This is a genomic window from Pseudomonas oryzihabitans (assembly GCF_001518815.1).
Lineage (GTDB): Bacteria > Pseudomonadota > Gammaproteobacteria > Pseudomonadales > Pseudomonadaceae > Chryseomonas > Chryseomonas oryzihabitans_E.
This window is the reverse complement of the sequence record NZ_CP013987.1, coordinates 2255986-2268514: the sequence shown is the minus strand read 5'-3', so window position 1 is coordinate 2268514 and position 12529 is coordinate 2255986. Positions and strand designations below refer to the sequence as shown.

Here is a 12529-nt window from a genome sequence, read left to right as displayed (position 1 = left end):
CTTGTCCTGTGGTGAGTGCGGTGCCGGCGGCGGGCGCGCCGAATCCCTAGGACAGGATGGTAAGAGCCGGGGCGGAGAAAGTGCTTTTCCGTTTTCTCGGAAAACGCATAATCGGAGCAAGAGCAGGTACGGAAAACAACAAATGAAAAATGAATCTACTCGCGACAGCTATTCACTGAAAATTCTCGCCGCCTTGCAGCAGGACGGCCGCCTCTCGGTCCAGGACCTGTCCCAGCGCATCGGCCTGTCCACCACGCCCACCTGGAAACGGCTCAAGGCCCTGGAAAAGGACGGCGTCATCCAGGGTTATACCACGGTGGTCGACCGCACCCGTGTCGGGCTGGCCACCTGTGTGCTGGCCGAGGTGAACCTGTCACGCCACGTGGAAAACGTGGTGGAGGAATTCGAGCGCGCGGTGCAGGACTGCCCCGCCATCATCGAATGCTTCAGCACCACTGGCCAGGCCGACTACCTGCTCAAGGTGGTCACCGCCGACATCGCCAGCTACGACGCCTTCCTGCACAGCGTCATCTTCAAGTTGCCGGGGGTGAGCGAGATCCGTTCCGCCGTGGTGTTGCGCGAGATCAAACGTCCCTCACCCCTGCCCCTCGATCAGCTGGGCTGACGCCTAGTCCGCCGCCTGCACCCGGCCGCGGCACTCGCCGAAGCCGATCGCAGGCAGCCCGGGCTTGCGGCAGCGTGCCCTGAGAATGACCTCGTCGCCGTCCTCCAGAAAGGTGCGGGTTTCACCGCCGGGCAGCTGCAGGGGTTGTTTGCCGCCCTGGGTGACTTCCAGCAGGCTGCCGCAGCTGCCCGCGTCCGGACCGGACAGGGTGCCGGAGCCGAAGAAGTCCCCCGGATTCAGCGCGCAACCATTGGCCGTGTGATGGGCCACCATCTGCGCCACGGTCCAGTACATGTTCAGGGTGTTGCTCAGGGCGATACGCTGGGCGGGCAGCCCCTGCTGCGCCATGAGCGGTGTGCGCAGCAGCACCTCCAGCTCGATATCCAGGGCGCCCCCGGCCTGATCGGCCTCGTCGAACAGATAGGGCAACGGCCGGGGATCACCGGCCGGTCGCGCCGGCTGCGCCGTGCGATAAGGCGCCAGGGCTTCCGCGGTCACCACCCAGGGTGACAGGGTGCTGGCGAAGCTCTTCGACAGGAAGGGACCCAGAGGTTGATATTCCCAGGCCTGGATATCCCGCGCCGACCAGTCGTTGAGCAGACAGAAACCAGCGATATGCTCCGCCGCATCGGCGATGGCGATGGGCTCGCCTTGGGCATTGCCCGGCCCGATCCAGATGCCCAGTTCCAACTCGTAGTCCAGCCGGCGACAGGGTCCGAAGACGGGCGCCTCCTGTCCGGGCGGCAGCGTCTGGCCCCTGGGGCGTTTGAAGGCTTCGCCGGAGACGCCCAGTGTCGAGGCGCGCCCGTGGTAGGCGATGGGCACGTGCTTGTAGTTGGGCAACAGCGGATTGTCGGGGCGGAATAGCCGACCGATCTGGGTGGCATGATGGATGCCGACATAGAAATCGGTGTAGTCGCCCACGCGCGCCGGCAGGTGCATCCGGCAGGCACTCTGGGGGGGCAGCAAGTGCTCACCCAGTTCCAGGAGCTGGTCACGTTGCGGATGATCGGCCCGCAGCAGCGCCTGCACCGCCTGGCGCAGGGCGATCCGTGTCGCCTTGCCTGCGGCGAAGAAGGCATTCAGCGTCTCCTCGCCGGCCAGTTCCGCGGCCCGCTGCGCCTCGCCCTGGAACAGCCCGGCTTCGAGAGCGAAGCGCAGATCGAGGATGAGATCACCCACGGCCATCCCGCCACGCGGCGTCTCCTGGCCGCGACTGAACACGCCCAGGGGCAGGTTGTGCAGGGAAAAATCGGCATGGCCGTTGGCCGAGTCGACCCAGCTGAGTCCGTCGGCGGTCATGGTTGCGGTACTCCGGAAGGTGCCACGAAGGACTTGGCCAGATTGGCCCAGCAGGCGTCATAGTCAGGCTGCAACTGCGGCGAGGCGAGCGCGTGACGGGTTGGCCGCAGGACGCGACCGGTTTCGAACATGAAGGCCATGGTGTTCTCGATCTTGTGCGGACGCAGCTCCGCGGCGATGGCGTTCTGCGTCGAGAGGTGATCCGGGCCATGGGCGCTCATGCAGCCATGCAGGGACGCCCCGCCCGGCGCGAAGCCATCGGCCTTGGCGTCGTAGGCGCCCTGGATCAGGCCCATGAATTCGTTCATCAGGTTGCGATGGAACCAGGGTGGGCGAAAGGTGTGCTCGGCCACCATCCAGCGTGGCGGAAAGATCACGAAGTCGATGTTGGCCATGCCTTCGCTGGTGCCCGGAGCGGTCAGCACCGTGAAGATCGAAGGGTCCGGGTGATCGAAGCTGACCGTGCCCAGGGTATTGAAGTGGCGCAGATCGTAGCGGTAGGGCACGTTGTTGCCGTGCCAGGCGACCACGTCCAGGGGCGAGTGGTCCAGCTCGGTTTCCCAGAACTCGCCGAGAAACTTCTGTACCAGGCGCGTCGGCACGTCCCGATCTTCGAAACGTGCCACGGGCGCCTGGAAATCCCGCGGATTGGCCAGGCCGTTGCTGCCGATGGGCCCCAGCTCGGGCAGCCGCAGGCAGCGCCCGTGGTTCTCGCAGACATAACCGCGGACCGGTCCGCCCTCGGGGATCTCCACGCGGAATTTCATCCCGCGCGGAATCACCGCGATCTGCAGCGGCTCGATGCGCAACAGACCGAGTTCGGTGACCAGATCGAGTCGGCCCAATTCCGGCACGATCAGCAATTCACCATCGGCGTCGTAGAACACCCGCGTCATGGAAATGTTGGCAGCATAGCGATAGATGCTCGCGCCTTCGGCCTGATCACCCGCGGCGGTCGCCACGAGCCGTTCCAGGCCGTCCAGGAAATCGGTAGGGGCTGTCGGCAACGGCAAGGGATTCCAGCGCAGCCGATTCGGCGTCGCCTCGCCCGGTTCATCTCCGGTCAGCTGCCTCGTCGAACGCAGGAAGCGGCCGTGAGCCGCCGAGGGCCTCAGCCGATACAGCCAGGAGCGACGCGCCTCGGCACGCGGCACGGTGAAGGCGGTACCGGACAGCTGCTCGGCATAGAGGCCGAAAGGTGCCTGCTGTGGTGAGTTTTGCCCGATCGGCAGCGCGCCGGGCAAGGCTTCCGAGCTCAGATGGTTGCCGAAGCCCGACTGGTAGGTCGCCGACCTGTCTTCTTCTTGTTGTACGTTCAACTGGACCACCTATTTGCGTAACAGGTTTACGCAAAAAGTAAATTGAACCCAGGAGAGCGTCAAGCTATAACGCTGCCTTTACCCACTCGGTCGAGCAGATGACGAATACCTTCGAAGAAGCCCCGCCACGGCGGCAAAAGGTCCAGGCCGCGGAAGTCGGTACCGACATCCTCAAGGCGCTCGCCGAGTTGGCGCCCTCTACCTCGCTGTCACGCCTGGCCAGTCACCTGGACATGCCGGCGAGCAAGGTCCACCGCTATCTGCAAGCGCTGATCGCCAGTGGCTTCGCCGAGCAAGATCCGCGGACCAACCACTACGGTCTCGGCCAGGCCGCGCTGTTCGTCGGCCTCGCGGCATTGGGCCGCCTGGACGTGGTGAAACTGGCCGCGCCCGTACTGGCAGCGTTGCGCGACGAGGTCGGCGAGACCTGCTTCCTGGCGGTCTGGGGCAACAAGGGGCCGACCGTGGTTTTGGTCGAGCAGGCCGTCCGCGCCGTTACCCTGGTCACCCAGGTCGGCTCGGTGCTGCCCTTGCTCGGCTCCTCCACGGGCCTGGTGTTCAACGCCTTCCTGCCAGATGCCGAGACCGCCGCGCTGCGGGAAGAAGAACTTCGGCAGCCGCAAGCCCCCTCGCCTGCCAGCCTGGACGACAGCACCCGCCGACTGCGCGAGACCCGCCTCCAGCCCGTGCATGGCCTGCTGATGGCCGGCGTCAACGCGCTCTCCGCACCGCTGCTGGGCGTCGGCGGTCGCCTCGCGGGAGTATTGACGGTGGTAGGTGCGGCCCCTGGTTTCACCGCGGACACCGAAGGTGAGGCCGCGTCCCGCCTCGAAGCTGCTGCCCAGGCCATCAGCGCCCGCCTGGGCGGCTAGCCCGGCCTGCGCGGTGAGCAGAGGGCTCGGCAAGCTCCATTGAGCCCTTTCTCTACTCCATTCGGCTAAAGGATTACTCAGGCTGGCCGTTTGCCATTAAGCTTATTATTTAGCGCGTTTATCATTGGCGCACTGCTTTCTGGTGACCCTTCATGAGTGCTCTTTCCCATCGCGATCGCAACCAGGCCCTGGAGCATTCGCTCGAACGTTTCTGGGACGTGGCCAAGCCCGTGGTCCAGGCGGCCATGTGCATCCACGTCGCCCTGCTGGTGGTTTTCGTCCTGCTCGACCAGGCCCTGATGGTCTGGGCCAACGTGTGCAGCGTGGCGGCCTACGTGGGTTGCCTGGCGGCCCTGCGTCAGCGTCGCTATCGCGTCGCCAGCCTGACGATGAGCTGTGAGATAGTCGCCCACGCCTGGATCGCCACCTGGCAGCTGGGCTGGGACAGCAACTTCCATTACTACGTCCTGTGTATCCTGCCAATCGTCATCTACAACTACCGCACCGCGCCCATACGCCACCTGCTGCTGGTGATCGGCATCCTGGTGACCCTGGCGGGTGGCTACCTGCTGCATCCCGCCACCAGCCTGGCGCCCCTGGCAATCAAGCTGTTCGGCACTGTCAACATCATTTGCGCCCTGGTCCTGCTGCTCTATGGCACCGGTGCCTCTTTCCATCACAGCACCAAGATGCAGCTGGATCTCCTGCATTCCGCCAGCCACGACAGCCTCACCAACCTGTACAACCGTCGGCGCATTCTTCACCAGGCGGAGCAGCAAGCCGGCGTGAACGGCAGCCTCATCCTGTTCGATGTGGATCACTTCAAGCACATCAATGATCGCTTCGGCCACGACTGCGGCGACTTGGTGCTGCAGCGGATCGCCGATGTCATCCGCTGCGAGGTCCGCCATACGGATCTGGCTGCGCGCTGGGGTGGTGAGGAATTCCTGGTGCTGCTACCCCAGGCCCGGACCGAAGTGGCCTGGAGCGTAGCGGAACGGATTCGCCAGCGGCTAGGCGAGGTCACCCAGTCCCTTGAACGCGGTCCCACGCGGGTCACGGCGACGCTGGCGGTCTGCGAGATCCGTGACTGCGAAGCCTTCGCCAGCGCCCTGGAGCGCGCCGATCAAGCGCTCTATCGCGGCAAGCAGGAAGGCCGCGACCGGGTGATGCTGGCGGCCTGAACCAACGCCGCTCGCGCCCTAGACCTCGAAACGCTGCAGGGCGCCGTGCAGATCGGCGGCCAGGCTCGACAGCTGCTGGCTGCTGGCACTGGTCTGCTGGGCACCGGCGGAGGTCTGGGTCGCCGCATCCCGGATCAGCGTCAGATTACGGTCGACCGCCGCGGTGGTGGCGGTCTGCTCTTCGGTGGCGGCCGCGATGGCGTCGTTGCGCTGACCGATCGCGGTGATCGCCTGGGTGATGCCCTCCAGCACCTGCCAGGTCGCCTCTGCCTGCTCGCGGGTATGGCTGGCCTGGATGCGACTCTGATCGAGCGCGATCACGGTCTTTTCGCTCACCTGCTGCACGCCGTCGATCAGGCCTTCGATTTCCCGGGTGGACTCGCCGGTACGCCGCGCCAGGCCTCGCACCTCGTCGGCCACCACGGCGAAGCCGCGCCCAGCATCACCCGCACGGGCGGCTTCGATGGCGGCGTTGAGCGCCAGCAGATTGGTCTGCTCGGCGACGTTGCGGATCACGTCGAGCATCTTGCTGATGCCCTTGGATTGCTCGGCCAGGTGATCGGCCTGGGCGGCGGCTTCATCCACGTTGCCCACCAACTGGGTAATGGCCACCAGGGTCTGCTGGACCTGCGCCTGGCCTTGCTGGGCCTGCTCGACGCAGAGTTGTGATTCGGCAGAGGTGGACGTCGCGTGCTCGCACACGGCCTGAACCGCCTGGTTCAGTTGGGTGACCGCATTGGCCGCATCCTGAATGTCGGCGGTCTGCTGCTCCAGACTGCGGCAGCTTTCGTCCATCACCGCACTCATCTGCGTCGACGCCGACGCCAGCTGCTCGGAGGCATTGCCGGTGTGTGCCAGTACCTCGCGCAGATTGCCCTGCATGCGCTCTAGCGTCAGCAGCAGCTGGGCCGCCTCGTCACGGCCCTTGGCCTGGATGGTCTGGCGCAGGTCACCCGCGGCAATGCCACTGGAGATCTCCAGCGCCTGGCGCAGCGGTTGCACCACGCTACGGGTCAGGCGCCAGGCCAGCAGCAGCAATAGCACGATGGCGCCACCGATCACCGACCAGACGATGGCGCGAGCCTGGATGAACTGGACGTTGGCCACCTCCCTGGCTTGGGCGGCGCCCTGCTTGTTCAGCTCGCGCAGGAGCTGCACCTGCATGTCCATCAGATCGCCCTTGAGGCCCACCACGGTATCCAGCTGCATCCGCGCGGCCGGGATCTTCTGCTGCTCGATCAGCTGTACTTCCTCGCGCAGACCGTCCACGAATGGCAGATAGGCCTCGTGCAGCGCCTTGATCGAATCGCCCTCGGTGGCATCGGTGATCACCGGCTCATAGTCGCGAAACAGCTGATTGGTCTCGTTGACCAGCTGCTCCAGGGTGATCCTGCTCATGGCCACCGCGCCCGGATCCTCGGCGTTGAGCAGGACCACCGAGGCCTGATTGCGCAGCTTGCCAAGATTGATCGCCAGGGAATCGGCGATGGCGATGCTCGGCAACCAGTCCTGCTCCATGCTCAGGGCCTGACGGCGTAACTGCTGCATCTCCCACAGGGAAAAGCTGCCGAGCCCGGCGAGCAGTACGGCCGCGAAGGTAAAGGAGCACAGCATTCGCGGGCCGGTCTTGAGGACTCTCAGCCAGGAACGGCGGGACGGACGACGAAAGCGTGCGAGGAAACGAACCATGGAGGCGCCACTGCAGAAAGACGGTCGAGCGGAGGAGCCTAGGCAAGCGAGATGTCGGATTGATTACAAACTGCCGTCCCGAATAAAGATCTGACGATTGCAGCCCTTGGCTACTGGGGCTAAGGTCCGCAACCTCCACTCGCTTCCCCTATCGCCGCACCCATGTCTCTTGCGCCAACCAAGGCTTCGACCTTCCAGATCCTGCTGCTCGGCATTGGCCAGATTCTGGTCTGGGGCGGCTCCTTCTTCATTCTCGCGGTGCTCGCCGATCCGGTGGTGCAGGAAACCGGCTGGTCTCGCCAGTGGGTCTATGGCGGCCTCTCCCTTGGCGTGCTGGTCTCGGGGCTGCTGGCACCGGCTTGTGGGCGGCTGATCGCCCGCCAGGGCGGGCGCACGCTGCTGTCGCTGAGCGGCCTGGGCGTGGCGGCTGGTTTGATCCTGATGGCCAGTGCCCAGCATCTGCCGCTGTTCCTGCTGGCGTGGGTGGTGATGGGCATCGGCATGGCCGCCGGTCTGTACGATGCGCTGTTCGCAACCCTAGGGACCTGTTATGGCGCCCAGGCACGCTCGGCGATCAGCGGCATCACCCTGGTATCCGGCTTCTGCACAGCCATCACCTGGCCCGTCGCGGCGCTGTTGGTCACCCACCTTGGCTGGCGCGGCGCCTGCCTGGCCTATGCCGCGGTCCTGCTGCTGACCATCTGGCCGCTCTACCGTCGCGCCTTGCCCGCGCCGGTAGCCAGGGGATCGGTCGCACGTTCGACCCAGACGGCAGCGCCATCCACCCCGGTGAACCAGGCGCTGTACACGGTGCTCACGGCGTTGTTCACCCTGGGTGCGGTGCTGATGACGGCGATCTCCATCCAATTGATCACCCTGTTGCAAGGCATTGGCTACAGCCTGGCAAGCGCGGTAGCCCTGAGTGCCTGCCTGGGCCCAAGCCAGGTGGCTTCGCGGATCATCGACCTGCTGAACCGCAACGGACATCCCCTGTGGACGGCCCTGGCCTCGGTGATCTGCACGGCGGCCGGACTGCTGCTGGTAACCCTGGGGCCGGGGGTCGTCTGGGTCACGGTGACGGGGCTGGTGATCTTTGGCGCAGGCAATGGCCTCAGGGCCATCATTCGCGGCGCCCTGCCTTTGGTGCTCTGGAGTCCCGCGGACTATGCCACCGTCTTGGGTCGGATGGCACGCCCAGCGCTGCTCGGCCAGGCGGCTACCCCCCTGCTGTGCGGCTACCTGCTGGAGCACCACGGCCCTCGGGCCGTGCTGGGGCTGCTCTGCCTGCTGGCGCTGGTCAACGTGGCGCTGGTCGCCTGGCTGTTCAGGAGGCTCTTCGGCAACCGCGAGCGTCCACGCTGAAACGACCCTAGTCGCAGGCGAGCTCCAAAGGCACCAGGCGCAAGCGGATGCCGGTACGGCGCAAAGTCAGAATATCCCCCTCGCGCTGGCCGACTTCGTCGCCCAGGGTACTGCGCAGGGTTTGATCCGACAGGCACGCGTAGGTCCGTGGATCCTCGCCATGGCAGCTCTCGGCGATATGCAGCTCGCCGCGCAGCAACTTGCCCGCCGTACGCCCGCTGGTGAGATCCACGAGCAGATAATCTTGGTCGGGCTGATAGGTGAAGGTCATACAAACTCCCGGCGGCTGTAGCCATGGGAACCGCTCACCCGCCGATGGTTCAGGCGCTCGACGTGCCTTCTTCGTCCAGGCGATTGCGCAGCATGACCAAGGTTTCCCGCAGATCATCCAGGCCGGCATCACCCAGGGCGCAGACTTCCCGGACCTGGCTGTTGACGCCGCTGGCCTGCTCCCGCAGGGCGCGTCCGGCGGGCGTGAGTTCGATCGACAGGTTGCGCTCGTCTTCCGCGCTGCGGCGCCGCGTGACCAGTCCGGCCGCTTCGAGGCGCTTGACCACCGGGGTCAAGGCACCCGAGTCCTGGCGCAGGCGGTTGGACAATTCCTTAAGCGTGAGGCCGTCGTGCTCCCAGAGCACCAGCATGATCAGGTACTGCGGAAAGGTCAGCCCCATGCTCTCGAGCAGAGGCTTGTAGAGCTGCGTCATCGCGAGCGAAGCCGAATAGAGGGAAAAGCACAGTTGTTGGTCAAGAAGCAGTGGATCTTTGGCTGTCATGGGATTTGCCATTACGAAAAGCGTGAAAAGAATGGACAGTGCCAACGACCCAAACCAGGGTGAAGACCGTGGTTACTAGGCGTCAGCTACCGGAAACATTCGGTAACTGGCACTGGATTCCGATAGCACAGGATGCCACAGTGAGCGGCTGGACATAAATAATAAGGGTAATACCTGCATGGCCGTTTCCTCTGCCGCGCCAGCGTCGCCTGGCGAAACCCCGACCGCCGCCGTGGCCGGCGCCTCGCCCCTGGTGGCCGGTATTCTGGCCTCCTGTGCCCTTGCCCACCTCATCAACGACCTGATCCAGTCTGTCCTGCCGTCCATCTACCCGATGCTCAAAGACAGCTATGGTCTGACTTTTACCCAGATCGGCCTCATCACCCTGGCCTTTCAGATCACCGCGTCCCTGCTGCAGCCCTGGATAGGTTTCCACACCGATCGCCATCCCAAGCCCTATCTGCTTCCCGCCGGCATGGTCTGCACTCTGATCGGCGTGCTGCTGCTCGCTTTCGTCGGCAGCTTTCCGGCCATCCTGGCCGCCTCGGCCCTGATCGGCGTCGGCTCGTCCACCTTCCATCCCGAGACATCGCGGGTGGCACGCCTCGCCTCGGGAGGCCGCTTCGGCCTCGCACAATCCACCTTCCAGGTGGGTGGCAATGCCGGCACGGCCATCGGACCGCTGCTGGCGGCGGCCATCGTCATTCCCTACGGCCAGACCCATGTCGCCTGGTTCGCGGTCTTCGCCCTGTTCGCCATCGGTGTGCAATACGGGCTGTCACGCTGGTACCGCAACCACCTGCGCAGCGCCAAGGGACGCAAGGCAGCGCCTGTCAGCCATGGTCTGTCACGCCGGCGCGTGACCTTCGCGCTGATCATTCTGGCGCTGCTGGTGTTCTCCAAGTACATCTACATGGCCAGCATCACCAGCTACTTCACCTTCTACCTGATCGAGCGCTTCGGCTTGTCGGTGGCCAGCTCCCAGCTGCACCTCTTCCTGTTTCTCGGCGCCGTCGCGGCGGGCACCTTTTTTGGCGGCCCCATTGGTGATCGTATCGGCCGCAAGGCGGTCATCTGGTTCTCGATTCTGGGGGCTGCGCCCTTCACCCTCGCCCTACCCTACGTCGACCTGTTCTGGACCAGTGTGCTCAGCGTCATCATCGGCTTCATCCTGGCCTCGGCGTTTTCGGCCATCGTGGTCTACGCCCAGGAACTGGTGCCAGGCAACGTGGGCATGATCGCCGGGATCTTCTTTGGTCTGATGTTCGGCTTCAGTGCCATCGCCGCGGCGGGCCTGGGCAATCTGGCAGACCATCGCGGCATCGAGTACGTGTATCAGCTGTGCTCCTACATGCCGCTGCTGGGCGTGCTCACCATCCTGTTGCCCTCCACTCGCCGCAAGGCCAGCTGACGACGGCGCCACGGGAGGCCCAAGCTCCCGTGGCTAACCGCTTCGGCACCCGCTACGCTGGCCGCCCCTGAGCCATCCGCCGAGTTGCGATGAAGAGCCCGCTGCACTACCTGGTCCGCTACCCCTCCGCCAACCTGCTGTTCATCCAGTTGCTCGGTCTGCTCCTCTATCCCTTCGTGGAACAGGAAGAGCACGGGCGCGCCATCATCGGTGCCTTCGGCATCATCGTCCTGGCCACGGCGCTGCGCATGGTGCGCCGCAGCCCGACCATCCAGTGGCTGGGCTTCATCCTCGCCGGCTGCATCCTGGTGCTCACGGTACTGGTGGAATGGCATGGCGATCGGCACCTGGTGGTGTCCCTGGCCATTCTCGACGCGATCTTCTATTTCTATGCCGCCGGCAGTCTCATCGCCTACATGATGGAAGACCAGCGCGCGACCACCGATGAACTCTTCGCGGTAGGCGCGACCTTCACGCTGCTGGCCTGGGCCTTCGCCCACGCCTACTCGGCCTGCCAGATCCTCCAGCCGAACAGCTTCACCGCCGCCAACGACCCCATGGCCGCGAGGACCTGGACGGAGCTGCTCTACGTCAGCTTTGCCATCCTTTCAGGCGTCGGCCTGAGCGATATCTATCCGGTCAAGCCGATGGCGCGCTCGCTGGTCATGCTGGGCCAGTTCTCCGGCGTCATGTACATCGCGCTAGTGGTCACCCGCCTGGTGACCCTCACCGTACGCAACCGCTAGCCGAATCGCGCGAGGGAGAAGCTGCCGAGATCGATGTCGCTGCGCCCGGTGGTCACCCGCTGGGCGAGCGCCTCGCCCAGCGCCGCCGAGTGCTTGAAGCCATGTCCCGAACAGGCGCTGACCACGGTCACGCCGGGCAGCCTCGGATGTTCGTCGATGATGAAGCCGAAATCCGGGGTGACGGTGTAGGCGCAGACGGCACTGCGCACTGCCCGCGCAGAGAGACCGCCAATCCACCTTCCGACTTGATTACTGAACAGCTGGCTCGATTCATCAGGATGAGGAAATTTATCAATCCCTATAGGGGTGGTATTATCTTGATACTGTTCCGTGGCGACCTTGATGGCGTTTTCACCCGGCAAGGGTGGGAAGCCATAGAAGAGATCGCTGTCGCCGCTGCCGTGGGCCAGGACGAAGCTGGGTGAATCAGGCGGAAACAGCGTGGGATTGGCGACTTCGAACCAGTGCAGGGTCTGACGGCAGACGCGCAGCAGCCGGTCGAAAGGCGCACCCAGCAGCTCGGAGCTCCACATGCCAGCGGCGACGATGACCCGCTTGGCTCGCCAGCTGCCCTGCGCCGAATGCAGCCGCACGCCCTCCTCGTCTTGCTCAAGACCCTCGATGACGGTATCGATATGAATCTGCGCACCCCGCTCCCGAGCCGCGTTTAGCTGCGCCTGGATGCAGGCTTCCGGGTAGAGGTAGCCACCACCCGGTTCGAAGTAGCCCAGGGCGTCGTCCGCGACGCGAAATTGGGGAAAGCGCTGGCGGATGGTGGCGCCATCCCACTCTTGGTGCTGGATGCCGTATTGGCGAGCCAGCTCCAGGGTGGTCCGAGTGAAGTCCGGGCGGCCGTGGTGGGAGGTGGCCGTGGTCGTGGCCGTCATGATCAAGACGCCGCACTGCTCGAAGAGATTGACGCCCCGCTCCGCTTCCAGCTCGCGCCAGAGCTGCTGCGAGCGGATCGCGAGCGGGACATAAGCCGCTCCCTCGCCCACCGCCTGACGGGTGATCCGGGTCGCCCCATGGCTTGAGCCCAGGTCGTGGGGCGGTGAATAGCGATCAATACCTGCGACCCTCACCCCACGCTTGGCCAACTGATAGAGCGTGGCCGCGCCCATGGCGCCTAGCCCGAGCACGATCACGTCGAAGGTCGTTTCCGACATGCTTTCCCCCTTGAAATCCTGACGGAGCGGGCACTCTATCAGAGCCCTCGAGGTACCCCGGAGCGTTGCCCTACCTGTTG

At 64.9% G+C, this 12529-nt stretch carries 12 protein-coding genes; 6 read left to right on the top strand and 6 right to left on the bottom strand.

The window, feature by feature from the left end; all coding sequences use genetic code 11:
• Positions 1 to 142: 142 nt before the first annotated feature.
• Entirely contained in the window at positions 143 to 625 is a 483-nt protein-coding gene (locus APT59_RS10490) for an Lrp/AsnC family transcriptional regulator (protein ID WP_059314791.1), read from the top strand.
• 3 nt (positions 626 to 628) lie between these two features.
• On the opposite strand, the gene fahA is transcribed toward APT59_RS10490, so the two are convergent.
• Positions 629 to 1927 (bottom strand): fumarylacetoacetase, encoded by a 1299-nt coding sequence (gene fahA, locus APT59_RS10485; protein ID WP_059314790.1) that lies wholly within the window; start codon positions 1925 to 1927, stop codon positions 629 to 631.
• Positions 1924 to 3246 (bottom strand): homogentisate 1,2-dioxygenase, encoded by a 1323-nt coding sequence (gene hmgA / locus APT59_RS10480; RefSeq protein ID WP_059314789.1) that lies wholly within the window; start codon positions 3244 to 3246, stop codon positions 1924 to 1926. Before hmgA ends, fahA begins: the two co-directional genes overlap by 4 nt.
• Positions 3247 to 3344: 98 nt before the next feature.
• Here hmgA and APT59_RS10475 point away from each other — a divergent pair, with 98 nt between their 5' ends.
• Positions 3345 to 4118: an IclR family transcriptional regulator gene (locus APT59_RS10475; RefSeq protein WP_059314788.1), complete on the top strand. Its 774-nt coding sequence runs from the start codon at positions 3345 to 3347 to the stop codon at positions 4116 to 4118.
• Positions 4119 to 4270: 152 nt separating this feature from the next.
• Positions 4271 to 5302, top strand: coding sequence for a GGDEF domain-containing protein (locus APT59_RS10470; protein ID WP_059314787.1), 1032 nt, complete (start codon positions 4271 to 4273; stop codon positions 5300 to 5302).
• 18 nt (positions 5303 to 5320) lie between these two features.
• Here the strand turns inward: APT59_RS10470 and APT59_RS10465 are convergent, their stop codons facing one another.
• The gene (locus APT59_RS10465) at positions 5321 to 6991 is read right to left on the bottom strand and encodes a methyl-accepting chemotaxis protein (RefSeq protein ID WP_082696324.1); all 1671 of its coding nucleotides are present in this window, start codon (positions 6989 to 6991) and stop codon (positions 5321 to 5323) included.
• Positions 6992 to 7153: 162 nt separating this feature from the next.
• On the opposite strand from APT59_RS10465, the gene APT59_RS10460 reads away from it, so the two are divergent.
• The gene (locus tag APT59_RS10460) at positions 7154 to 8353 is read left to right on the top strand and encodes an MFS transporter (protein WP_059314785.1); all 1200 of its coding nucleotides are present in this window, start codon (positions 7154 to 7156) and stop codon (positions 8351 to 8353) included.
• Between the two features lie 7 nt (positions 8354 to 8360).
• On the opposite strand, the gene APT59_RS10455 is transcribed toward APT59_RS10460, so the two are convergent.
• Together APT59_RS10455 and APT59_RS10450 are read right to left on the bottom strand one after the other, a co-directional pair.
• Entirely contained in the window at positions 8361 to 8624 is a 264-nt protein-coding gene (locus APT59_RS10455) for a hypothetical protein (RefSeq protein WP_059314784.1), read from the bottom strand.
• Positions 8625 to 8673: 49 nt separating this feature from the next.
• Positions 8674 to 9126: a MarR family winged helix-turn-helix transcriptional regulator gene (locus APT59_RS10450; RefSeq protein ID WP_059314783.1), complete on the bottom strand. Its 453-nt coding sequence runs from the start codon at positions 9124 to 9126 to the stop codon at positions 8674 to 8676.
• Positions 9127 to 9304: 178 nt separating this feature from the next.
• Here APT59_RS10450 and APT59_RS10445 point away from each other — a divergent pair, with 178 nt between their 5' ends.
• The gene (locus APT59_RS10445) at positions 9305 to 10537 is read left to right on the top strand and encodes an MFS transporter (RefSeq protein ID WP_059314782.1); all 1233 of its coding nucleotides are present in this window, start codon (positions 9305 to 9307) and stop codon (positions 10535 to 10537) included.
• Positions 10538 to 10626: 89 nt separating this feature from the next.
• Positions 10627 to 11283, top strand: a complete 657-nt coding sequence (locus APT59_RS10440) for an ion channel (protein WP_059314781.1) — start codon at positions 10627 to 10629, stop codon at positions 11281 to 11283.
• Here APT59_RS10440 and solA read toward each other — a convergent pair.
• A complete protein-coding gene (gene solA / locus APT59_RS10435) occupies positions 11280 to 12449 on the bottom strand; it encodes an N-methyl-L-tryptophan oxidase (RefSeq protein WP_059314780.1) in 1170 nt (389 codons plus the stop codon). The genes APT59_RS10440 and solA overlap by 4 nt on opposite strands.
• Between the last annotated feature and the right edge of the window lie 80 nt (positions 12450 to 12529).

What these genes read in the sequence shown, in the direction of transcription:
- APT59_RS10490 (WP_059314791.1), top strand. Translation starts at nt 143, where the DNA reads ATGAAAAATGAATCTACTCGCGACAGCTATTCACTGAAAATTCTCGCC.
- fahA (WP_059314790.1), bottom strand. Translation starts at nt 1,927, where the DNA reads ATGACCGCCGACGGACTCAGCTGGGTCGACTCGGCCAACGGCCATGCC.
- APT59_RS10475 (WP_059314788.1), top strand. Translation starts at nt 3,345, where the DNA reads ATGACGAATACCTTCGAAGAAGCCCCGCCACGGCGGCAAAAGGTCCAG.
- APT59_RS10470 (WP_059314787.1), top strand. Translation starts at nt 4,271, where the DNA reads ATGAGTGCTCTTTCCCATCGCGATCGCAACCAGGCCCTGGAGCATTCG.
- APT59_RS10465 (WP_082696324.1), bottom strand. Translation starts at nt 6,991, where the DNA reads ATGGTTCGTTTCCTCGCACGCTTTCGTCGTCCGTCCCGCCGTTCCTGG.
- APT59_RS10460 (WP_059314785.1), top strand. Translation starts at nt 7,154, where the DNA reads ATGTCTCTTGCGCCAACCAAGGCTTCGACCTTCCAGATCCTGCTGCTC.
- APT59_RS10455 (WP_059314784.1), bottom strand. Translation starts at nt 8,624, where the DNA reads ATGACCTTCACCTATCAGCCCGACCAAGATTATCTGCTCGTGGATCTC.
- APT59_RS10450 (WP_059314783.1), bottom strand. Translation starts at nt 9,126, where the DNA reads ATGACAGCCAAAGATCCACTGCTTCTTGACCAACAACTGTGCTTTTCC.
- APT59_RS10445 (WP_059314782.1), top strand. Translation starts at nt 9,305, where the DNA reads ATGGCCGTTTCCTCTGCCGCGCCAGCGTCGCCTGGCGAAACCCCGACC.
- APT59_RS10440 (WP_059314781.1), top strand. Translation starts at nt 10,627, where the DNA reads ATGAAGAGCCCGCTGCACTACCTGGTCCGCTACCCCTCCGCCAACCTG.
- solA (WP_059314780.1), bottom strand. Translation starts at nt 12,449, where the DNA reads ATGTCGGAAACGACCTTCGACGTGATCGTGCTCGGGCTAGGCGCCATG.